The sequence below is a fragment of the Dyadobacter tibetensis Y620-1 genome (assembly GCF_000566685.1).
GTDB classification, from domain to species: Bacteria; Bacteroidota; Bacteroidia; order Cytophagales; family Spirosomataceae; genus Dyadobacter; species Dyadobacter tibetensis.
This window is the reverse complement of the sequence record NZ_AZQN01000003.1, coordinates 958,519-980,381: the sequence shown is the minus strand read 5'-3', so window position 1 is coordinate 980,381 and position 21,863 is coordinate 958,519. Positions and strand designations below refer to the sequence as shown.

Sequence of the window (21,863 nt, the reverse complement as noted above, 5' to 3'; positions counted from 1 at the left end):
ACCATTATGAAATATATAGCAATTATCTCTTCCGGAATTCTCCTCTTACTTGGGCTTCTCGGTTGTAATAACGATTCTCTGGATTTACTTCCTAAAGATCAGTTGACAGAGAAATCAGTTTTTGCCAATTATGAAAATACCAAAAGTTATACCTGGCAGTTCTACAATGTATTGGATGGTTATACGGGTGAAAGCAACCAAAATGCAGAATGGAACGGAGACCTGGGTTTTCGCAGCGAAGAATCCTATACCAATCCCTGGATCTGGCAGACCGTCATCGTCCCGAATGCCGATGAGGTTTATAATGCGGCCTTTGTAAATATCAGGAGTATCAATATTATGCTGGACAACCTGGAGCAGACCGGAAGTAGTCTTTCTGCAGCTGAAAAAGACCATTTCAGAAGCATTGGTTATTTCTTTAAGGCCTATAATTACATGAATCTCCTCAACAGATACGGGGATATTACCTGGGTGGAGAATGCCCTGACAGATGGGGATCAGGAAACTTTATTTGGACCACGAATGCCTCGCGACCAGGTGGCAAAGAAAATTCTGGACATGTTGATATTCGCTAAAGATCATATTAAGCCCAACGGGGATGGACCCAATACCATCAATAAGCATACCGTGCTAGCCCTAATTTCCCGGTTTGGTCTTCGAGAAGGCACCTGGAGAAAATATCATCAGTTATCGGAATCAGAATCCTATTTACAAGCCAGCTGGGAAGCCTCATCCAGCCTTATCCAGGCCTTTCCAAGCTTACATCCTCATTATGATGAACTCTTTAACAGCGAGTCACTGAGAGGGATTCCGGGCATGATCCTCTTTAAAGAGTATAATACATCCATACTTACACATCGATTGGCTACCTGGGCGCGAAGCTCCTCGGGCAGGCACGATCTCACCAAGAAGGCTGCCGATATGTATCTGATGACGGATGGGCAAACGCGCTGGACCAGCCCCCTATTCCAAGGAGATAAAACACCAAATTCCGAAATGCGGCAACGGGACAAACGGATGTTATATACTATAGGAGTACCCTATAAAGTAAAGACTCCTACCAGCAGTACCTGGGCCCATACCGGAGTGGCAGCCGATGCTGAATATTTTGAGTATATGTCCAGCATTTCCGACGACAAACACAAAACTCTGCCCGCTCTAAACTGGGGGGGACAAGTGTTACCCCAGGAACCCAACTTTCTTAAAAACAGTGTAAAACCATACTCTATTACGATGACGGGTTACAGGCTCACCAAGTTCTCTAACAAGTCCAATACAGGGATCTCCTCTCAGGACATTACGGATGCACCTATTTTCCGTATGGGGGAGGTGCTGGTCAATCATGCAGAAGCGGCCTATGAGCTCAACAAACTGGATCAAACCGTTTTAGATCAGACCATTAATAAACTCCGTCAGCGGGGAGCCGTGGCGTCCCTTCAGCTCCTTTCCATTCCCAACGATCCGACTCGTGATCAGACGGTGGCACCCGTATTATGGGAAATACGCCGCGAGAGGGCTATAGAGCTCATGTATGAAGGTTTCCGATTCGACGATTTACGACGCTGGAAAAAACTTGCTTACATTACCGAGGAGTCTCTAGGACGCTGGGTTAAAAATGCGGATTATGCCAATAAGTTAAAAATTCAGAATGGCGCACCTGAAGGATATATTTCTGAAAGAGGAATCCCCCCACAGACCGTCCTGGAGCACTATTACTTATTTCCCATGCCCCTAGGGCAATTGATCCTGAATCCGAAACTTACCCAGAATCCCGGATGGAAGTAAAGATGCAGTAAATTATTTAATTAGGTTTGATAACGAATAGGCTTTTAGAAGCCTATTCGTTAAACGTCTCCCTATGAATCCAAAATTTCTCAAAAAAAGTTACAGTACTCTGGCTATCTTCCTGATAGCCTGCTCCACCTGGGCGCAGCCAGTGACCAAGCCTCTCCAAATTATCCTGATTGTAGCCGACGATCTAGGTTGGAAGGATCTGGGCTTTATGGGTTCTCAGTACTACAAAACACCCAACCTGGATAAGCTGGCTAGTCAATCCACATTTTTTACACAGGCCTATGCCAACTCTTCTAACTGTGCTCCTAGCAGGGCAAGTTTACTTACAGGTAGCCTTACGCCTCGCCATGGGATCTATACAGTGGGAAGCTCGGAGCGTGGCAGAAGTGAAACCCGCAAGCTCATCCCTACGCCCAATCGAGACGATCTGGATACGGCTACAGTAACTTTTGGAGAAATATTTCAAAAGAATGGTTTCAAAACCGCTGCTTTTGGCAAATGGCACCTGGGGGAACATCCTTCCCTGCACGGTTTCGATGAGCACAAAGGTGGTGGACCGGCTGGCCATCCCAAGACCTATTTCAGTCCCTATAACCTTAAATACTTGGCCAACGGCCCCCAAGGAGAAGAACTCACAGATCGGCTTACAACAGAAGCCCTGGATTATATTCAGCAAAATAAAGAGAATCCATTTTTGTTATATCTACCTTACTTTGCTATCCATACCCCACTGGAAGGGAAGTCAGATCTGATGGAGAAATATCGCCATAAAAAACCATCTGATGGCCAAGGAGAACATCCTGCCTATGCCGCTTTGATTGAAAATATGGATCAAAACATAGGGCGCATCATGGCGCAGATAGAGAAGTTGGGACTCGAAAATGTCCTGCTCCTTTTTACCTCCGACAATGGAGGTATAGCCAAGCTCTCCAGACAATGGCCCCTACGAGCCGGAAAAGGATCTTATTATGAAGGGGGAACCCGCGTGCCCCTACTTATCTATGATAGTCAGCATAGGGCAAAAGGAAATACAGCAGTAGAAGTCCCAGTTCAACTCGTGGACTTGCTGCCAACCATGGTAGAGCGGGCTAACCTGGAATTGCCTGGCCAGGCTCCTTTTGATGGCCGGAGTTTACTGCCCTTGCTACGAGGAGAAATTGCTCCTTCCTGGGCCGCCAGATCCTTATTCTGGCATTTCCCCATTTATCTGGAGGCCTATCAAAAAGGTGGTGACGACAGCCAGGATTCACTGTTTCGCACCCGGCCGGGAAGCTCCCTGCGAGCAGGACAATGGAAAATTATACAGTACTTCGAAGACAATCAACTGGAATTATACGATCTGCTAAACGATCCGGGAGAACGAATCAATCTGGCAAATATTCAAGTAGAAGAAACCAAAAGGATGCTGATGATGCTTCAGCAAAAACAGAAGGAGTTAAATGCTCCTATTCCCCATCAGCTTAATCCTCAATACAAATCCACCAACCAGGTCGAATAACACCTTGTAATTCAATACCTGTTATATTTATCACTATTCCTAACCTATCCAACATGCGAATACTACTTTTCTGTTGTTACTTTCTGTCCTTATTCACTAACCACGTCACGGCTCAAAATAAGCAGAACAAAAAATCAAAACTACCTAATATCATTTACATCTATGCAGATGACCTCGGCTATGGAGAGCTGGGGAGCTATGGGCAAAAGAAAATCAAGACCCCGCACCTCGATCGCATGGCTAAGGAAGGAATGCGATTTACAGAGCATTACACCGGAACGCCTGTATGTGCCCCCGCTCGGGCGATGCTTATGCTAGGCCTTCATGGAGGCCATGTGCCTATCCGAGGAAATTACGAACTGGGAGGCTTTAAGGATGAAGAGGAACGAGGCCAGAAACCCCTGCCCGACCAGGCCTTCACGGTGGCTGAGTTATTAAAGAAAAAAGGCTATGCCACGGCCCTTACGGGCAAGTGGGGATTGGGTATGGGTGACACGGAAGGCACACCCACCAACCAGGGTTTTGACTATTATTATGGCTACCTCGACCAGAAACAGGCTCATAACTTATACCCTTCTCATCTCTGGGAAAATAATGTATGGGACACCCTCAGCCAGGCCTGGTTTAATGTACATGTAAAATTGGATCCTAAAACGGCTACCAAGGCCGATTTCGATGCTTTTAAAGGTCAGGATTATGCACCTCAAAAAATGACAGATAAAGCATTGAAGTTCATTGACAGGAGTAAAGATGGTCCATTTTTTCTGTATATGCCCTACTCCCTACCTCATGTCTCCTTGCAAGCTCCCGAAAAATATATTGAACAATACAAGGGTCTGTTTAACGAAGAACCCTATTATGGACAGCAAGGCTATGCGCCTACCCAATATCCATTTTCTACCTATGCAGCTATGATTACCTTTTTGGATGCACAGGTGGGCGTGGTAATGGATAAAATCAAGGCACTCGGGCTCGATGAAAATACCATAATCATGTTTTCCAGCGATAATGGAACTACTTTTAACGGTGGAGTCGACGCCAAATATTTCAACAGTGTGGGCGATCTTAGAGGTCTAAAAATGGACGTCTATGAAGGCGGGATCAGAGAACCTTTTATCGTGAGATGGCCAGGAAAAATAAAACCCAACAGCACCAGTGAACATATTTCGGCTCAGTACGACCTCATGGCAACTCTGGCCGAAATTACCGGCCAACCGACGCCTCCAACTGACGGAATCTCCTTTTTGCCAGAATTACTCGGAAAGAAAAACAAACAGCAGAAACATGAATACCTCTATTTTGAATACCCTGAAAAAGGAGGTCAGCTGGCCATTCGCATGGGAAAATGGAAAGGGGTGAAAGTGGATTTAAAAAAGAACCCTGATAATCCATGGCAGTTATTCGACCTGGAAGCAGACCGAAACGAGACGCAGGATATAGCGAAAAAGTATCCTCATATTCTTAGTCGCATGGACGCTATTGTAAAGAAAGAGCACGTGGAATCAGATGTTAAGAATTGGCAATTTGTAGACAAGGTAATTGCGGCCAACGAAAAATAAAAAATGTAAGATCAAAATTTCCAATTCAAAAAAAGGGCCCCGGATTGATCCGAAGGCCCTTTTTTGATTTTATAATCATTCCATCAGCGTGAAATATGCAATCAGACTATTCCTTGTCATGAACCCTTTTGTCATCCATTGGGCCCCGAAGATGAATCACCAGTCCATTTAGAAAATTACGCAGAATCTGGTCACCACATTCCTTGTACAAAGGATGGTCGGCCTTGCGAAATAGGGCACCTAGCTCACTGGCCGACACCTTAAAGTCAACCAAACTAAGAATATGAATAATATCATCGTTTCGCAAATGAAGGGCTACACGAAGTTTCTTAAGTATATCGTTATTGCTCATAATAGTATTTTTGACGCAAGCTGCCAATATCTTCGAACATATCCAATTTCCGCTATAAGAAGATTCAACAAAAAACTGGCCAGACCTCATGGTAAGGTCTGACCAGTACGATTTCAATTATTCAATTTATTTAAACATCCAGGTCTTCTGACTTATCAAATCTTTCCCCTCTCCAAATTGTGCTTTAATGGCGGAAGCGACATTTTCGGAATTGACATTATATTCATTCTGAGGATAAATCCACCGAAAAGGAAGGGCTACCCCTGCCGGCCGACGGTAGTCAGGATATCCCGTGCGCAGAGTGTTATAATAAGCAGTCCATCCCGACTGAAAGAAAGAACGCAGATATCGCTGCATGGCAATACGCTCTATTTTCTGCTCGGCCGTTAGGGCTTGCGACAGATCATTGATAGGCCTGGCCAGATACTGATCGGCTTTTGCTTCGGTAACATAAGAAGGCATGACACCTTTGGAATAGGTTTCATAGAATTTGAAGGAGGCCTTCACACCCTTGTTATAGTAAGTATTAGCATCTCCCGTAATCCAGCCGCGCACTACGGCTTCGGCAAGAATAAACTGTAATTCAGAATAACCTAATAAAACTCTGGGTTCAGTAGTTGGATCCTTATGGTAGCGATCGTTGACCTTAGAGGTTTTACCGGCTGTGGCCTTGATATTTACCTGTGCATAAGGAGCCGCAGGGTCACCCCCTTCATAAGCCGTAAAATCGGTAAGCGCCTTTCCTGCCTCGCTGGCTAGCTTGGTTTGGGTGCTGTATATAAAGAGTCGGGGATCCTCCCTATCTTGTAACCGGCGAATAAATGTTGAGTCCATATACATACCAGAACCGAAACTGCTGGAATTAAACTCGGGATAACGGTTTCCTTGTTGATCTAAAAATACCAGTTGCCCATCGTCTGCAGCACTCTCAATGATAGGTTCTGAATTTACTATTTGGGCGAAAGCAGATTTTATCTTCAGATCGGCATCTGACTCTTTACTGGAAAGCGAAAGTAAGACCTTTAACCGAAAGCTATTGATTAGCTTCTGCCACTTTTGAATGCTTCCCTTATAAATAATATCACCAGCAATGATATTGTTTTCTGATTTCAAAAGGGTGTTAGCCTCCTCCAGTTCCTTAAGAACTCCCAGAAAGACAGCCTTTTGAGAATCGTATGGAGCCGGAACGTAGGTATCCTGAACCTCCGCCAGCAAGGCTTGGCTATAGGGTACATCACCAAAGGTCAGGGCCAGGTCGAAGAAGTAGTAGGCTCTGAAAAACTTTCCCAAAGCCAAATAGGAATTATCCTTAATACGGGTAGCCTCTTCCATCATTTTGGTTACGTTCCGCAGCTGATAGTAAGTATCAAAGCTTCCTCTATCCCATTTGTAATATTGGGATGTATTCTCGCCATCGGTCTGTACCAACATCTTCTGAGCATATAGGGGGCTCGTGCCACCGAAGGCTTGAAAAGCACTCCATTCAATATTTGTCAGCAGTAGTTGCGGATGGGCTTGTGTAGGGCGATTGGGGTCGACATTCATCTCTTCAAAATCCTTGCAGGAAGTGACGAATAGTGCCAGCGCAATTATATATATAGTTAAATTTTTCATATGGTCAATCGTTAAATCTTGTGATATATATCCCTTTTCAGTCGATAGATTATAATTTCAGATTGAGTGAAAATCCTAGGAACCGGGAAGAAGGGTCTTGAAGATTGTCATCATCCCCGTAGTCGGGATCCAGAATTGGCATTTTCTTTAGCATCATCAGGTTGTAGCCAAATACGGAAGCCTCCAGACCCTTAACATTCGGACCGAAACTAAAAACCTTCGCAAGGTCATAGCTAACCGAGACTCTTCTAAGCTTGACATAAGAACGATCGAAAACATTGGCAAATTTTTTGTTCTCCGACTCCGTCACAGCGGCTCGATAGGGATATTGCTGACTCCAGGTCTGCCAGTCTACGGCCGTCGTATTAGGCGCATAGGTGCGGGTATCGTTAATAATATTTCCATTCACATCGCGGCTAAATTCACCGCCGGTAACCACTACCCCCTGAGGAACATAAACCGGCTTGCCGGCAGCATACTCCTGATCGCGGAATTCGGTGGAGTTAGGATGCTTCCCCCCCCACCACATTTTCTCAATGGTTAGCGAGCGAATTATCCCCCCCGATACACCATCAAAGTCTACGGCGATATTGAAATCGTGGACCTTAAATTTATTTTGGAAACCAAAACGGAAATTAGGCTCCGTATGTCCTAGGTTGGCTGGATAAGGGTCACGAGTAGGCAAGCCCCGGCTGTCCAATATCACCTGTCCATCGGCACTTTTCTGCCATACCGTGGCATAATAACTATCCGCTCTATCGCCTTCTCTTAGATTTCCAAACTTAGCCTGTCCACCGTAAATATCTGTTATCTTCCGGACAAAACGGCTAAAGTTCATACCTAAATCATAGGTGAAATTACTAGCCCGTACTGCTTTAATATTGGCCATAATTTCCAGACCGTTGGTCTTATAGACATTTCCATTCACTTTCCGAGTTTTAAAACCTGAGGACTGAGAAACGCCCAGGTCGATGATCTGGTTTTCGTCCGTTACATTATAATAAGTAATGTCCAGACCTAAACGATTCTTGAAGAAGGCTGAGGAAACACCAAATTCTATTGAGGTCGTTTGCTCCGGTTTGATATTCGGATTAATCAGACCATCCGGGTAAAATACCGAAGGGGTACTTCCATAAGTTACGCCTTTAGAATATGCCGAAAAGATACTATATGGGTCCAGATCGCTGGAAACCTGAGCCCAAGAACCATAAACCTTTAGGAAGTCTACTACGTTCGGCATTTTTACATATTGCGACACCAAAGTACTTAACGAAGCGGAAGGGTAAAAATAAGAATTATTGACCTTCGGAAGAGTGGACGACCAGTCATTCCTAGCCGTCAGGTTAAGAAATACAGCGTCATAAAAATCGAAATTGGCTGAACCATAAACACTTCGAATAGCTCTTTCCTCAAACTTATTGGAAGCCTGCACGGGGCCGGCTGTATTGTTGAGACTATATACATTGGGGACGATTAGCCCATCCGTTGACTGATATTCCTGCTGAAAAGTTTTGTAGAAACTCGAGGCTCCGGCATTCATGCTAAATTGGATATTGGAGGTGATGGCCTGAGAGTAAGAAGCCAATACATCCATATCTACATTCTTTTGAGCAGTGTTCCAGATTTTATAATCACCGTTTCTGGAATCTCCATAATTCAGGTAAGTCTTCGGACTTTGCATATTCTCAAATACACTTTTATCCCTGACATTGGCCCGTCCCTGTAAACTGAGGTTGGGAAGAATTTGCCAATTCAATTTCACCTGCCCATCCAAAACCTTTCTTTTATGCTCCTGATTTAACTCATAAGCGGCAAAATATGGGTTGTTGTACCATGCATAATTATAGTTTGCCTGTCTGTATCCCTCTTGTCCAGGAACCCAAAGATGATTTTTAAGGTCTTCCCCATTAACATCATCGCTCATCCAGATCAGAATAGTATACATATGATTTTTAGGACCGTAACCATAGCGGGGGTAATTCGGTGAGGTTACCGAAGTATAGGCAAGGGAAGCATCTAAAACTAAATTTTTGGTCAGATCGAAGGATGCGTTGAAGTTCATCCCGCCGGTCGAGAGCGCTGAGTTAGGCGTCTGTCCTTTTTGATAGGCATATTTCCCGGAAGCATAAAAACGTGAACGCTCTCCTTTATAGGCTAAAGAAAGGTTATTTGTGGTAACCAGTCCGGTCCCTAAAAAATTCTTTAAATTATCGTGCTGAACCCAGTCAGTAGGAACCCGCTCATAGGTAGAGCGGTCGTCATATACGGTTCCTTTCACATCACCCCACCAGTCAATAGTTTCTCCCGTAATCTTATTGCGGATCGGGCTATTCCATTGGGGTATCTTAACACCGGGCTCAAACTTGGGTCCCCAAGTCATGTCCCCATCGGAAATACCTCCATCAGCACCATCCCAGAATTCATATTTCCCATTGGAACCACTGCCATATTCAGTCTGTGTTTTCGGAAACACGGTATAACCAGCCGTTACCATGTTATTGGTGGAAAGATTGATGCTTAGCCCTTCCTTTTTCGCCTGCTTACTGGTGATGAGCACGGCACCATTTTTTCCTCTGGACCCATATAAAGCCGAAGCTGCCGTTCCCTTCAGAACGTTAATATTTTCTATATCTTCGGAAGCGATATCGTAAAAATCTGTTTCTACCGGAATTCCATCCAATACAATTAAAGGCGTCTTCCCCCTCAAGGTGAAAGTAGGGGTTTGAAATATACCTGTTGGATTAGTAACAGTAAGTCCCGCTACCTGCCCCGCCAAAGCACTACCTACATTCATGGTTTTAGCCTGCTCAATAGCTTGACTGTTTACCTCTTGAGTGGTGTAACCTAGCTTTTTCTTTTGTTGTTTAATTCCTATGGCCGTTACGACCACCTCATCCAAATTCTGCAAATCTTCCTTCATTTCTACATTCACAGTTGAACGTCCGTCAATTTTTACTTCTTGAGCGGAGTAACCGATAAAAGAAAATACCAGTGTCCCATTAGTAGGAGCACTCAAGCTAAAATTACCTTCTGCATCGGTAATCGTTCCTGTTGTCGTATTCTTCAACAGAATATTTACACCAGGCAGGCTTATCCCTTTGCTATCTTTCACCTGTCCGTTCACAACATTTTGGGCCATGGCTAGCCCGGGCAGCATTAGTAACATGCACCATAGTAAAGTAGCGAGTTTTTTCATAAACTAATTAGAGTTGGAGTTAAAAATGGAAATACCAATCGAAACCAAAGAATAGATAATTTCGGTTACAAAATAAACGCCCGCGCCCATACGCAGATCAGATAGATGCCTAAAGCAGTTTCACCTTCTTGAATAAGGCGATTTGATTTACTGTATTCTTGCGTTGCTCCCTAAGTGCCTTTTCAAAAGAATCGGTATGCTGAGCGAAAAGCACGGCCAGGGCAACGCGCAGGATATATTCGTAGTCGGACTTCAGACGGTCCTGATCCTGCCCCTGTTTGCTAACCTCTTTTTTGTAATATTTCCCAATATTCCGAACCGCCTTGTAGATATCGGGTTTCACTAAATGGGTTCGCACCGTAGGATCTCCAGGGACTGGCTGCTCTTTCTCATTATAACGATCGTCCACGTGGGTTCGTAAACACGCTATGTTGACACCAAATACAGGATCTGTCAAATTTTGACAAAGAGGCGATTGATTGAAAGACTCCGACACCTGATAGTATTCCCATACGTAATCCGGACCCGTGGCCTTGGTATTTCTGAAGTTCTGATCCAAGGAAGCCATATCGGGACTATTACCTTCTGACCTTACCTGGCAATGGCTGTGGGAAATAGTGAGCAGGGAGAATATAATCAGAAGTGCGCTCGTTCTGTAGAACATCGTTATTACTGATTTTGTTTTCATGATGCAAAACTATAAAAATTGAACATGCCTGATAAGGCAATAAAAACAATCTATATCAATAACATCCTCACGGATAGCAATTTACAAAATCAACTTAACAATTTCATTACTTTAGCGAGCAAAAGTTCAATTTCGCTTAACAAAACAAGCTATAAAATCATCTTTTGGCTTTCTTAGTATACGGTAAAATTAAAAAATAGGCTAATATTTTATCATAGAAGCAGATATAATTAAAGTGTCAAATAGACGCTATTTAGAATAATTGCCTTATTTTTACAAAAAATGATACTTAGACTATAACGAGACGAATGCAAGCAAAAAACTTCTACTTCAAAAAAATACTGGGGTCGGCCATGCTGGGAGCGATCGTGCTTTCCTGTGTAAAGAGTGGCCCTTCCTCAAAGGATAAGTTACCTTCGGGAGCCGTTTTTATTAAAGAAGATGGACCATCTGCCCGCAAGAAAGCTCAGGAAATCAGGGAAAATACCGTAATCAAAATCGCCGATGGGCTCAAATTAGATTTGTGGGCTACAGATTCCCTCGCCCCTGATCCCGTAGCCATCGATGTAGATGCCTATGGTAGAGTATTTCTAAACAGAACCAATCGTCAAAAAAATTCTGAGTTCGATATACGTGGACATCGCAATTGGATGACACCCTCTATAGCTCTACAATCTGTAGCTGACCGTCGTCAGTTTTTGCATGAAACCTTCGCGACAGAGAAAAGTGAGGAAAATTCATGGCTCAAAGACCTTAATGGGGATGGAAAACACGATTGGAAGGATTTAACCGTAGAAAAAGACGAGGTTTGGCGCCTTGATGATACCGATCATGATGGTATGGCCGATATCTCCCTAAGGGTCATTAATGACTTTTTCGAAGAAGTGAGCGACGTGGCGGGAGGTATATTAGTCCGGGCCAAAGACGCTTTTGTGACCATCGCTCCCGATCTGTGGCGTTTTACAGATACTAACAGAGATGGAATCTATGATAAAAAAACTTCTATCGCCACGGGTTATGGGGTACATATCGGCTTTGGAGGCCACGGAATGTCCAACCCTATAGAAGGTCCAGATGGTAAGATATATTGGAATATAGGAGATATAGGATCCAACGTGACTACCCCTGAAGGAGTTCAACACAATAGGGCCAATGAAGGAACTATAGCCCGATGCAATCCCGACGGCTCCGAATTTGAAATCTTCGCCGCAGGACACCGAAATACCCATGAATTTGTTTTTGACAGCTACGGAAACCTGATCAGCTCCGATAACGACGGAGATCACCCGGGAGAGAGTGAGCGCCTCGTGCATATTGTAGAAGGCTCAGATGCGGGCTGGCGTGCCAATTGGCAATATGGAAAATATACCGACCCAAGAAATAATGACTACAAGGTATGGATGGACGAAAAGCTATATGTGCCCCATTGGGAAGGACAGGCCGCCTATATTATTCCCCCCATTCAAAATTTCCATAATGGCCCCACCGGAATGCAGTATAACCCAGGAACGGCATTGGGTTCGGCCTGGAAGAATAAGTTTTTCCTGGTAGAATTTGTGGGCAATCCGTCCCGTTCTCCCATTTGGGCCTTTGGACTTAAACCCAAAGGAGCCTCCTTCGTCTTGGATGGAGAGCAAAATATACTGCAAGGTATTCTCCCAACGGGAATCCGTTTCGGTCCCGACGGTGCTCTGTATATTTCCGACTGGATCAATGGCTGGGATACCAAAGATTACGGCAGGGTATGGCGTATGGATGTTACAGACGATAAAAATGATTTGAAAGCCATACGTTTGGAAACAAACCGCCTTATGCGTTTGGACTATGAGAAACAGAAAGATAGCAAGCTCCATGACTTATTATCATATGATGATATGCGTATCCGTCAAAAAGCACAATTTGAGCTCGCCAACCGGGGAGCCAAAGGGGCTGCTGAATTCAGAAAGGCCTTGTCTGCTGACAATCAGCTAGCACGTATTCATGCTATCTGGGGCTTGGGGCAACTTTCCAGGCAGGATAAAGCCTATGCCAACGCACTCTTTCCTCTCTTGAAGGATGCCGATGAAGAAATTATCGCTCAGGCTGCCAAGATTCTAGGCGATTCGAAGATTGCCGAAGCGGGCCCTATGTTAATACCATTACTCGGAAGTAAAGCACCAAGAGTACAATTTTTTGCGGCCCAGGCTTTAGGCCGGATTCGCCAGGAGACGGCTATCGCCCCCTTGCTAACCATGATCGAAAAAAATAAGGATCAAGACCTATATCTACGCCATGCGGCAGTATTGGCCCTTTCCCGCATAGGCAAGACGAAGCCAATTCTGGCCTTGTCCACCAGCCCCAGTCGCTCTCTTCGTATCGCTGCTGTGCTTGTCCTGCGTCGGTTGGGAAGCGACCGTATCAGCACATTTTTGACGGACTCCGATGAATATATCGTTACCGAGGCTGCTCGAGCCATCAACGATGACCTTTCTATCCCCGGAGCTCTGCCTGCCCTAGCCGCTACCCTTCGGGAAAACCGGTTTTCTGCCGAACCCCTGTTGCGTCGGGCCATCAACGCAGCCCTTCGGGTGGGAGGTAAAACCCAGCTGGACGACTTAATTGCTTTTGCCCAAAATAAACGAGTGAACGACGAACTCAGGGCGGAAGCCTTAGCAACCCTAGGTACCTGGTCTAATCCCTCTGTTCTGGATCGGGTAGATGGACGCTACCGTGGCCCAATCACTCGTGATGCCGCAATGGTTCGGAATGCAGTAATGCCGTTGACGAGCAATTTGCTCGCCTCCACCAAGGCACCCATTCTGATCGCTACGGCACAGATGTTGGCAGAGCTCGATATTACGGCATATAATGCCACGCTGGCGCAACTAATGTATCAGCAAAACAGCCCCGAAGTAAGGGTTGCATTACTGACAGCCCTTAGCACACTGCGCTATGAGGGCATGGAGGCTATTATGAAAAAAGGCATGGAAGACACCAGTCCGGATGTTCGTGCAGCAGCATTGAATATGGTGAACCGTTTGGATCTGTCTACCCCAGCTTTGGAAAATATTTCCCGGTCCGTATTCAAAATCGGGTCTGTTAAAGAACAACAGCAGATGCTGAAAGTGTTAGGCGAACTGCCCTTAACCAAAACCAAGCCCATACTCATGGGTCTTATTGGAGAAATGAAATCGGGCAACCTTTCTAAAAGTGTAGCCCTCGACTTAAATGAGGCCATCGATGCCACCAAGTCCGAAGAGTTACTCAATCAATTGGCCCCTCTTCGTTCCAAAGGCGAGACGGCAGCCGACTATCAGGATGCGCTTTATGGAGGAAATGTACAGGCCGGAAGGCGATACTTTCTCACCAGTTCTGAAGCCGAATGTTCCCGCTGCCATGCCATTGGAGGCAAAGGAGGAGAAGTGGGTCCCGATCTTTCCAAAATCGGAAGTGTGCTCAGCTCTCAACAGATTCTGCAAGCGCTTATAGAACCGAGTGCTCGTTTGGCTCCAGGCTATGGCATGGTAATGCTCACCCTCTCCGATGGCAGCACCGCTGCAGGTATCCTAATGGAAGAGCATGAGAACGAACTAGTGCTCAAAACTTCCGAAGCGGAGCCATTAAAAATCGCAACGGCACGCATCAGTAAGCGTGACAACCTTCCTTCCAGTATGCCGGCCATGGGTCATATTATGTCTAAACGGGATATCCGCGATGTCGTAGCTTTCTTAAGTACCTTAAAATAATAATTAGCCTCCCGAATAAAAATCCTGAAGCGAGCCAGAAAAACCCACTGGCTCGCTTTTTATATACAATAACAATCCCCGTACAGCCTCATACCCTGCCTCAAGGCTGGATTTTATTCATCCTTACGAAATCTTAGTACATTTGAAAAACAGTATGTACATTCGAAAAAAGTATGTAGCGTAATCCAATTTTATGAAGGTAAACAAAGAGGAAGATGAAATTATAAAAAAAGCGCTACGGCACTGGGAAGAAAGGGAATTAATTACTTCAGAGCAGGTCAACCGTTTAGGCAATGCCTACGAAGTGGAGCCCGGAAGTATGGCAGCGATTGCCAGGTACGCCCTTATTGCCGCTATCTCCTGTGGACTACTGGCTTTTGGTTCTCTGATTATTGACGAAAAGTGGATCGAGCTCCTTCGTAAGCAATACGGATACTCAGAATGGGTAGTAGCCCTGATTTTCAGCGCTTTCAGCTTGATTCTCATTTACTTTGCTAGAAAGCGAAGGCATCGTAACCCTGGAGATTCTGCTAGTATAGAGAGTATGAATATTGGCCTAGGCCTTTCTATTGGGATCGCAATTGCCTACTGGGTCAGAAGCTTCCCCTCCTTGGCCGACCACTATGAGTTACCTCTGCTGCTGGCTACTATATCCTTCTTTGCCGTATCAATTTACTTGCGCTCTGCTACTTTATGGGTAATAATGCTCCTTGCCGCAACAGGCTGGTGGGCTGCTCAGACGCACTACTGGGCCGGTGGTAGCTATCGTTTTGCCGGCATGAACTATCCCTTGCGGATGACCCTGTTTGGTTTGGCAGTCTGGGGACTTTCCGCAGTAGTGGATAAGTCAACAGCGCTAAAACACTTTTCGGCCCTAACCTATAGGGTAGGCTTATTTATGTTTCTAACTGCCGCTTGGACTCTTTCTATTTTTGGAAATTATGATGACCTGGAACGCTGGACCCAGGTAAAACAACATGACTTTTGGTTCTGGGCCTTGGGCTTTACAATATTACTTTCAGGACTGATCACTTATGCCATCAAAAAGCATCTGGATACACTCAGAGATGTTGGATTATTATTCTTTCTGGTCAATATTTACACCCGCTATTTTGAATATTTTTGGGACCGAACCAATAAGGGTATTTTCTTTGCTCTTCTGGCAATCTCTTTCTGGTTTGTTGCCAAAAAAGCCGGGGAATGGATCAATAGACAGAAGACCTGACGCAGTATAAATAAAACAAATACCGAATAATTCGCAACCCTATCTTATGCAATCCTTAAGAGCTATAAAACCCGAAGAAGTCAATCTTATCAATTTTCTTTTAGAAAAACTTAAGCTAAATCCTTCTGACCATCCTTTACCCGAGTTGGCCGATGAATATGAAGGAGGGAAAATGGGGAGTATAGGCCTGCAGCTTCAGCCACAAGAGTATGCAGGAGACCTGATTCGGGTGGAATACATAGATCAGGACCAGACCCCTGTGGTAATCACTTTAACGCAGGACGTCAATGGTAATTTGCTTGATCTGGATTTCTGGAAAACCGATTTCAGCAAGTTGCTGCAATATCCAAAACCTGAACAAATTATTTTCCCATAGTTACCAAAAGAAATGGAGCCGAAACAAGGTCCCGGCTCCATCATTCAGGTATTCAAAAGATAGCTATATCTACAATTTCACAAACTTCAACTTCTCAACGAAGTTTAGCCCCTGCACTACCACATTATATATACCGACGGGTAAACTACTAATATCGACGGGTACACCATTGGCATAATCCGGGCTGAACGGCAAAGATTTTACCATCTGTCCGTTTTGGTCGAATATTAAAATCCCCATCGACTGACCTTTGTATTTCCCGGTCAATACCTTTAATTGTCCTTTAGTTGGATTGGGGTAAAGGGAAAGTGTCTGGTCGGGGTTGCGCAACTCTAAAGCCCGGATGGTCGAATATTCAAACTGCCCATCGTGATCTATTTGCTTTAATCTAAAATAGTAGATCCCCCCGGACAACTCCGTTATAATATGGCTGTAATGCGCTATGCCATTGGAGTCTCCTTTACCATCTACCTGTCCAACTTTCAGGAAGGTCCGGGCATCGGCACTCATTTCTATTTCAAAACCAGCATTATTCTTTTCAGAAGCAGTGGTCCAGCTCAGGTTTACCGCATTTTTTCCTTCTGCCTTGGCCGAAAATTCTACCAATGAAACGGGAAGGGGCCCAGTGATGGTGAAGTTTGAATTGGAAATATCGAAGAAAATATTCGGCGTGTTGATCAAGGCACGTCCATTAAGGGCTGGTAAGGCTCCCGAAGTGCTTGGAGCGATTTTAATCCGAGCCGTTTCAGTCTCTCCTATGGGCAAAATCACCACTGCGGTACCTATATTCGGGGCGGTCGTCAGCAAAGTTGGGAATGTTTGTCCTCCATCGGTAGACAAGAATATATCTACCAAAGTACAGTTGATTGGTGGAAGATTGGTATTGTTCACAGCCCAGGTAATGGTCTGTGTACTCAAGGCTTTATAACTCCCGGCCAAATCATTGGTAACGACGAAGGGGCCGGAATTGCCATCGATGGTCACGGTAACATCGGCCATGGAAAATAAGCCTCCCAGCGGATGGTTGTCTCGAACAGTTAATTTATGCGTGGTGACTACACCTACGGATGGTAACTTATCTCCTTTTGCATGATTCGTTCCGTCAAGAATACTGGCTAGAGGAGGAAAGAACCGGGTTCCGGAGTTAGTCGGAGGGTAAGATCTGAAGAAGGGAGGAATGGCTGTATTCTCCAAAACCGTTAGATCAGGAGCCGTCTCCAGACCAATATTGGTACCTTCCCAAGAATAGGTAACATCGTCATTGTCCGTTGCATTTGCTGTTAAAGAAAATGGCGTCGACTTTGGAATTACAAATGACGTGGTCATGGGAGCAATCTCGGGAAAGTCAGTATTGCTATTTGCCACTCTGGTGTGGCAAGTAGTGGTTTGAAGGAAATTCTTGGCCTGGATAAGATTCACTGCATGAAAATTCATAAAGAGCCCCCCCGTCATGGTAGGAAAATAATCTTCTGAATCACATATAAAGCCATAACTCATTAAGGATGCGCCCGAACCTGGCTCTACCGAAGTAGCACGGTTACGCGTACTACATGGTCCATAATTGCTATTATAACTGTGCGACATGCTAAACTGATGGCCCGTTTCATGGAATAAAACCTGATCGGTAAATAATTGGGTCCAATAAGTATTGTCTCCTTCTTTGGTCACCCCCATTCCCTTGGAGTCGGGGTCGCAAACGGCAGGAGTAGAGGCAATGCCCCCAGAACTCGACCCCTCGGGCTCCTCCCCAAAGACATGCCCAATATCATAGTGAGTAGCCCCCAAATAATTTATATCATCCAGTACTGCCTGATTTTCATCTAACATCTTCTCGTCATCCTCATTGGTATATGGATCCGTCAAGGGGTCCGTAAATACGACCCTGTGGTCACTTACGAGCGTAAAGGTTACATTCAATTCATTTCGAAATACGGCCGTCATCCGATTGGCATATTCAACCAAAGCCGCATAAGCAAGGGCTTTCGTACCTCCATTTTTTTGAGTAAATTCCCCGTTTGCAGCAAAGGCCAACCGAAAATTCCGGATATCGGTATCTATGATATTGGCACGCAGATTGCGTCCTTCTGTTGGGTAGGTGTCTACCGGAGCACTTTTCACACCACAATGCACCGCCATTTTTTTGCTATCTACCGGAACATCCTTGGTGAAATAAGAGTAATAAGTTTCCGATTTGTCCTCAGTCAACTTCTGAAAATATACATTATCTACCCCAGCATTGAGGATAATGGCATTAAAGCCCTTTGAGGTAAGACTGAGCCGGATTACCGCCTGGGTATAATGGGTTCCTTTTCCGGAATAGGTCTTAATTTCTGGATAACGCTCTGCAAGCTCTGGTGATAAAATGGGAGATTCAAAAATCTGAAATGTCTCCATCTCACCGCTAGGAAGGGGCACCTCCAAGGCCAGACCGGTTCCCAGAGACTTATTATTTTCCAGGACGGCCTTACTAAGATAGCTTCGCAAGTCTTCCGTTCTTAACTGATAGGTAGCGATCTTTTCTACCTGTTTAGAAAGGCTCTGATCCATCCGCAGTCGGTTTTTCTGAGGTTGGAAGAATCCCTTCTGGGCAATCGTCGTAGTAAGGCCTATCGCCGACAGAAGCAAGGTAAGGCCTAGTTTTCGGTACAATTTTGTCTGCATAGTGCTGCTGGTAAATGTTTAGAGTGATTTATGAAAATAAGATTCAAGCGAAATCATATTCTCAACCATATTAGCTACTAAATAATAGTAGAAAATATATTTTTTAATAGAATTTGATTCAACAATAAATACTTTTTTCGACGACAATATTACAAACACCAATCTAAAGAATACTAAGAAAATCGTAAAAAAATTACGTATTAATTAATCATTAATTTCAGTCTTATTTTTAGCATAAAATAGTTTGAACATACAATAACCTCCAAACAAAATAAAGATTATACGTAACACTAAGCTGGACTAACTAAATTAGACTAAGAAGTAACTAAAACTATAATTCTATTGAGTATACAACTATCAGCCTATTTGTTTGTAATAGACTAATTTTAAGTGATCATGGTTTTCCTTATACTTTGACTGTCATCCATCAAAGCAGCATGATGAATTAATTTTACATTCTTATCTGAACATACGTACAGCTTATTAAAAGCCGTTTATCAGCTGCTAATAGTTCCAGAAAGAGGAAAGAAATAAGATCGTGAGCGGCTCTATTTGGGTAAGCGTAAACTGCAATTTCTATCGGGTAATATTAAATAATTCTTCTAAAAGACGCTCTCCGGTATACGTTTACTTCACTTTTTCATTTTTCAGATGTTATTACTGAACCCAAATGGCTAAAACCTTAAATAGAAATATGTGTACATATGTAGTAATTTATGAGATTGGGGCTGGTACAATCCTTTTGTAATTATATAAGGGTGGATCATAATTATGTAATTCAGTAAAGCGCCTCACATATTATTTTTGTGGTATCAAAAAAACGATAAAATAATGGAAACGTTAGACCCTATAAAGCATCTTACTATACCGGTATCGGGCATGTCCTGCGCCTCCTGTGCCGTAAGTGTAGAATCGATGCTTAAACATACCCCTGGCGTCCAGGATGCAAACGTAAATTATGCCAACCAATCGGTACGGATTGACTTTGATCCGGCGATTGCTTCTCTAGACAAATTGGACGAAGTGTTACAGGAAATTGGCTATGGCCTTATTATAGAAGAAGATGAGGAAGCTGGCTTAGCACAACAAGAAGAAACTCAGAAAAGACAGTATAAAGCCTTAAAAACGAAAACAGTCTGGGCCGGTCTGCTCTCTGTCCCTATCGTGCTGATAGGAATGGTTTGGATGAACCTACCCTATGGAAATTTCATTATGTTGATCCTTTCCTTGGTAGTATTAAGTGTCTTTGGCCGAAGTTTCTTTACGAATGCTATCGCTCAGGCTAAAAATGGGAAGGCCAATATGGATTCTCTTGTGGCCCTCAGCACAGGTATTGCCTTTATTTTCAGCACTTTTAACACCTTTTTCCCAGAATTTTGGCTTAGCAGAGGTTTAGAGCCTCATGTGTATTTCGAAGCAGCAGCCGTGATCATCTTCTTTATTCTATTGGGCAAACTACTAGAAGAAAGAGCCAAATCAAATACCTCCCAGGCCCTAAAAAAACTCATGGGACTCCAACCCAAAACCGTAAGGGTAATGCGTATGGGCATGGCCATAGAAATTCCTATCCGGGAGATTCAAAAAAACGATGAAGTGGTTATCAAGTCCGGAGAGAGAATTCCTGTTGATGGGCTGGTAACGAGTGGCCATTCTTATGTAGACGAGAGTTTGATGACCGGAGAGCCAATACCCGCCGAAAAAAAAGAAGGAGAACGGGTTTATGCAGGGACCATTAATCAAACGGGTAGTTTTAATTTTTCTGCCCAAAAAATTGGTAAACACACCGTATTGGCCCAGATAATTAAAACGGTACAAGCCGCTCAAGGAAGCAAAGCACCCGTTCAGAAGTTAGTAGATAAAATTGCGGGAATATTCGTACCAGTTGTCATGGGTATTGCCATACTCGCCTTTGTGGCATGGATGATACTGGGGGGCGATAATGCCCTCACCCACGCTATGTTAGCCGCTGTGTCTGTACTCGTGATAGCCTGCCCTTGTGCCCTAGGTCTGGCAACTCCGACAGCTATCATGGTAGGTGTGGGAAAAGGAGCCGAACATAATATTCTGATCAGAGATGCCGATAGTTTGGAAAATACCTATAAAGTCGATAGCATCATCCTGGACAAAACCGGAACATTAACGGAAGGGAAACCCAAAGTTACCGACTGGAAATGGGCCGAGGCTGCGACCGACAAAAATCTGCATTTAGATGCCATACAAGCCCTTGAAAATCGTTCCGAACACCCGTTGGCTCAGGCCATCGTTCAGTATATCGATAGCAAGACCGAGCTCCATGCAACCCATTATGAAACCGTATCCGGAAGTGGAATCGTCGGGGAAGTAGGCCTGCACCGGTATTTGATAGGCACCTCCCCCTACCTCCAAGCCGAAGGTGTAGTACCGGATAAGGCCCTGCAACAAGAGGCAGAGCGTCTGCAGGCAGGGGCAAAAACCGTCGTCAGTATCGCCGTAGATGGGGAGCACATAGCCATAGCCGCCATAGCCGATCAGCTAAAGGCCACCTCAGTAGAGGCAGTAGCCAGGCTCCGGCACTTGGGCCTGGAGGTCTATATGCTCACAGGAGACAATCCTCAAACCGCCGCAGCCGTGGCAGCTGAAGTCGGAATCACCAACTATCAGGCAGAAGTGAAACCGGATGACAAAATGAATTTCGTAAAACAACTGCAGCAGAAAGGTAAAATAGTGGCCATGGTAGGTGACGGAATCAACGATTCCCAGGCCTTAGCTCAGGCTGACGTTAGCATTGCTATGGGAAAAGGCTCTGACATTGCCATGGATGTGGCCAAACTGACCCTGATTACCTCAGACTTACTGGTTCTACCTAAGGCCATACGCCTGAGTAAACAAACGGTTCGAACGATTCGCCAAAATTTATTCTGGGCCTTTATTTACAATCTGATCGGGATACCTGTTGCCGCAGGAATACTTTACCCCATCAATGGATTTCTGCTCGACCCTATGATTGCTGGGGCCGCCATGGCACTTAGCTCGGTATCGGTAGTGACCAACAGTTTACGGCTCAAAGCAATGAAACTCTAATACCTTTTGCTTCAGGAAACCTGAAGCAAACCATTTCCAAAAAAACTGTATGTTTAATTAAAAATAATGTAATTCTGAATGGTTCGGCAGGACCGATATTTGTAAACGTTAATTA

At 44.5% G+C, this 21,863-nt stretch carries 12 protein-coding genes; 7 read left to right on the top strand and 5 right to left on the bottom strand.

What is annotated here, in order from left to right; all coding sequences use genetic code 11:
• Positions 1–6 precede the first annotated feature (6 nt).
• From X939_RS0111075 to X939_RS0111065, 3 genes are all read left to right on the top strand, one after another.
• The gene (locus tag X939_RS0111075) at positions 7–1,785 is read left to right on the top strand and encodes a RagB/SusD family nutrient uptake outer membrane protein (protein ID WP_052353456.1); all 1,779 of its coding nucleotides are present in this window, start codon (positions 7–9) and stop codon (positions 1,783–1,785) included.
• A 73-nt stretch (positions 1,786–1,858) separates the two neighbouring features.
• Complete coding sequence (locus tag X939_RS0111070; protein ID WP_025763333.1) at positions 1,859–3,292, top strand: sulfatase; 1,434 nt, start codon at positions 1,859–1,861, stop codon at positions 3,290–3,292.
• A 53-nt stretch (positions 3,293–3,345) separates the two neighbouring features.
• Entirely contained in the window at positions 3,346–4,851 is a 1,506-nt protein-coding gene (locus X939_RS0111065) for an arylsulfatase (RefSeq protein WP_025763332.1), read from the top strand.
• Between the two features lie 106 nt (positions 4,852–4,957).
• Here the strand turns inward: X939_RS0111065 and X939_RS0111060 are convergent, their stop codons facing one another.
• From X939_RS0111060 to X939_RS23030, 4 genes are all read right to left on the bottom strand, one after another.
• A complete protein-coding gene (locus X939_RS0111060; RefSeq protein WP_025763331.1) occupies positions 4,958–5,203 on the bottom strand; it encodes a DUF1456 family protein in 246 nt (81 codons plus the stop codon).
• A 126-nt stretch (positions 5,204–5,329) separates the two neighbouring features.
• Entirely contained in the window at positions 5,330–6,817 is a 1,488-nt protein-coding gene (locus X939_RS0111055) for a SusD/RagB family nutrient-binding outer membrane lipoprotein (protein ID WP_025763330.1), read from the bottom strand.
• 49 nt (positions 6,818–6,866) lie between these two features.
• A complete protein-coding gene (locus tag X939_RS0111050; RefSeq protein WP_025763329.1) occupies positions 6,867–10,013 on the bottom strand; it encodes a SusC/RagA family TonB-linked outer membrane protein in 3,147 nt (1,048 codons plus the stop codon).
• 109 nt (positions 10,014–10,122) lie between these two features.
• The gene (locus X939_RS23030; protein ID WP_131694815.1) at positions 10,123–10,701 is read right to left on the bottom strand and encodes a hypothetical protein; all 579 of its coding nucleotides are present in this window, start codon (positions 10,699–10,701) and stop codon (positions 10,123–10,125) included.
• 308 nt (positions 10,702–11,009) lie between these two features.
• Between X939_RS23030 and X939_RS0111040 the strand changes: the two genes are divergently transcribed.
• The 3 genes from X939_RS0111040 (at position 11,010) to X939_RS0111030 (ending at position 16,027) form a co-directional block, all read left to right on the top strand.
• Positions 11,010–14,426: a DUF7133 domain-containing protein gene (locus X939_RS0111040; RefSeq protein WP_025763326.1), complete on the top strand. Its 3,417-nt coding sequence runs from the start codon at positions 11,010–11,012 to the stop codon at positions 14,424–14,426.
• A 193-nt stretch (positions 14,427–14,619) separates the two neighbouring features.
• The gene (locus X939_RS0111035) at positions 14,620–15,651 is read left to right on the top strand and encodes a hypothetical protein (protein WP_025763325.1); all 1,032 of its coding nucleotides are present in this window, start codon (positions 14,620–14,622) and stop codon (positions 15,649–15,651) included.
• Positions 15,652–15,697: 46 nt separating this feature from the next.
• Entirely contained in the window at positions 15,698–16,027 is a 330-nt protein-coding gene (locus X939_RS0111030; RefSeq protein WP_025763324.1) for a DUF6984 family protein, read from the top strand.
• Positions 16,028–16,096: 69 nt separating this feature from the next.
• On the opposite strand, the gene X939_RS0111025 is transcribed toward X939_RS0111030, so the two are convergent.
• Positions 16,097–18,688 (bottom strand): reprolysin-like metallopeptidase, encoded by a 2,592-nt coding sequence (locus X939_RS0111025; protein WP_025763323.1) that lies wholly within the window; start codon positions 18,686–18,688, stop codon positions 16,097–16,099.
• An 831-nt stretch (positions 18,689–19,519) separates the two neighbouring features.
• Here X939_RS0111025 and X939_RS0111020 point away from each other — a divergent pair.
• Complete coding sequence (locus tag X939_RS0111020; protein ID WP_025763321.1) at positions 19,520–21,748, top strand: heavy metal translocating P-type ATPase; 2,229 nt, start codon at positions 19,520–19,522, stop codon at positions 21,746–21,748.
• Positions 21,749–21,863: the final 115 nt, after the last annotated feature.

What these genes read in the sequence shown, in the direction of transcription:
- X939_RS0111060 (WP_025763331.1), bottom strand. Translation starts at nt 5,203, where the DNA reads ATGAGCAATAACGATATACTTAAGAAACTTCGTGTAGCCCTTCATTTG.
- X939_RS0111030 (WP_025763324.1), top strand. Translation starts at nt 15,698, where the DNA reads ATGCAATCCTTAAGAGCTATAAAACCCGAAGAAGTCAATCTTATCAAT.
- X939_RS0111025 (WP_025763323.1), bottom strand. Translation starts at nt 18,688, where the DNA reads ATGCAGACAAAATTGTACCGAAAACTAGGCCTTACCTTGCTTCTGTCG.
- X939_RS0111035 (WP_025763325.1), top strand. Translation starts at nt 14,620, where the DNA reads ATGAAGGTAAACAAAGAGGAAGATGAAATTATAAAAAAAGCGCTACGG.
- X939_RS0111065 (WP_025763332.1), top strand. Translation starts at nt 3,346, where the DNA reads ATGCGAATACTACTTTTCTGTTGTTACTTTCTGTCCTTATTCACTAAC.
- X939_RS23030 (WP_131694815.1), bottom strand. Translation starts at nt 10,701, where the DNA reads ATGAAAACAAAATCAGTAATAACGATGTTCTACAGAACGAGCGCACTT.
- X939_RS0111020 (WP_025763321.1), top strand. Translation starts at nt 19,520, where the DNA reads ATGGAAACGTTAGACCCTATAAAGCATCTTACTATACCGGTATCGGGC.
- X939_RS0111055 (WP_025763330.1), bottom strand. Translation starts at nt 6,817, where the DNA reads ATGAAAAATTTAACTATATATATAATTGCGCTGGCACTATTCGTCACT.
- X939_RS0111050 (WP_025763329.1), bottom strand. Translation starts at nt 10,013, where the DNA reads ATGAAAAAACTCGCTACTTTACTATGGTGCATGTTACTAATGCTGCCC.
- X939_RS0111075 (WP_052353456.1), top strand. Translation starts at nt 7, where the DNA reads ATGAAATATATAGCAATTATCTCTTCCGGAATTCTCCTCTTACTTGGG.
- X939_RS0111070 (WP_025763333.1), top strand. Translation starts at nt 1,859, where the DNA reads ATGAATCCAAAATTTCTCAAAAAAAGTTACAGTACTCTGGCTATCTTC.
- X939_RS0111040 (WP_025763326.1), top strand. Translation starts at nt 11,010, where the DNA reads ATGCAAGCAAAAAACTTCTACTTCAAAAAAATACTGGGGTCGGCCATG.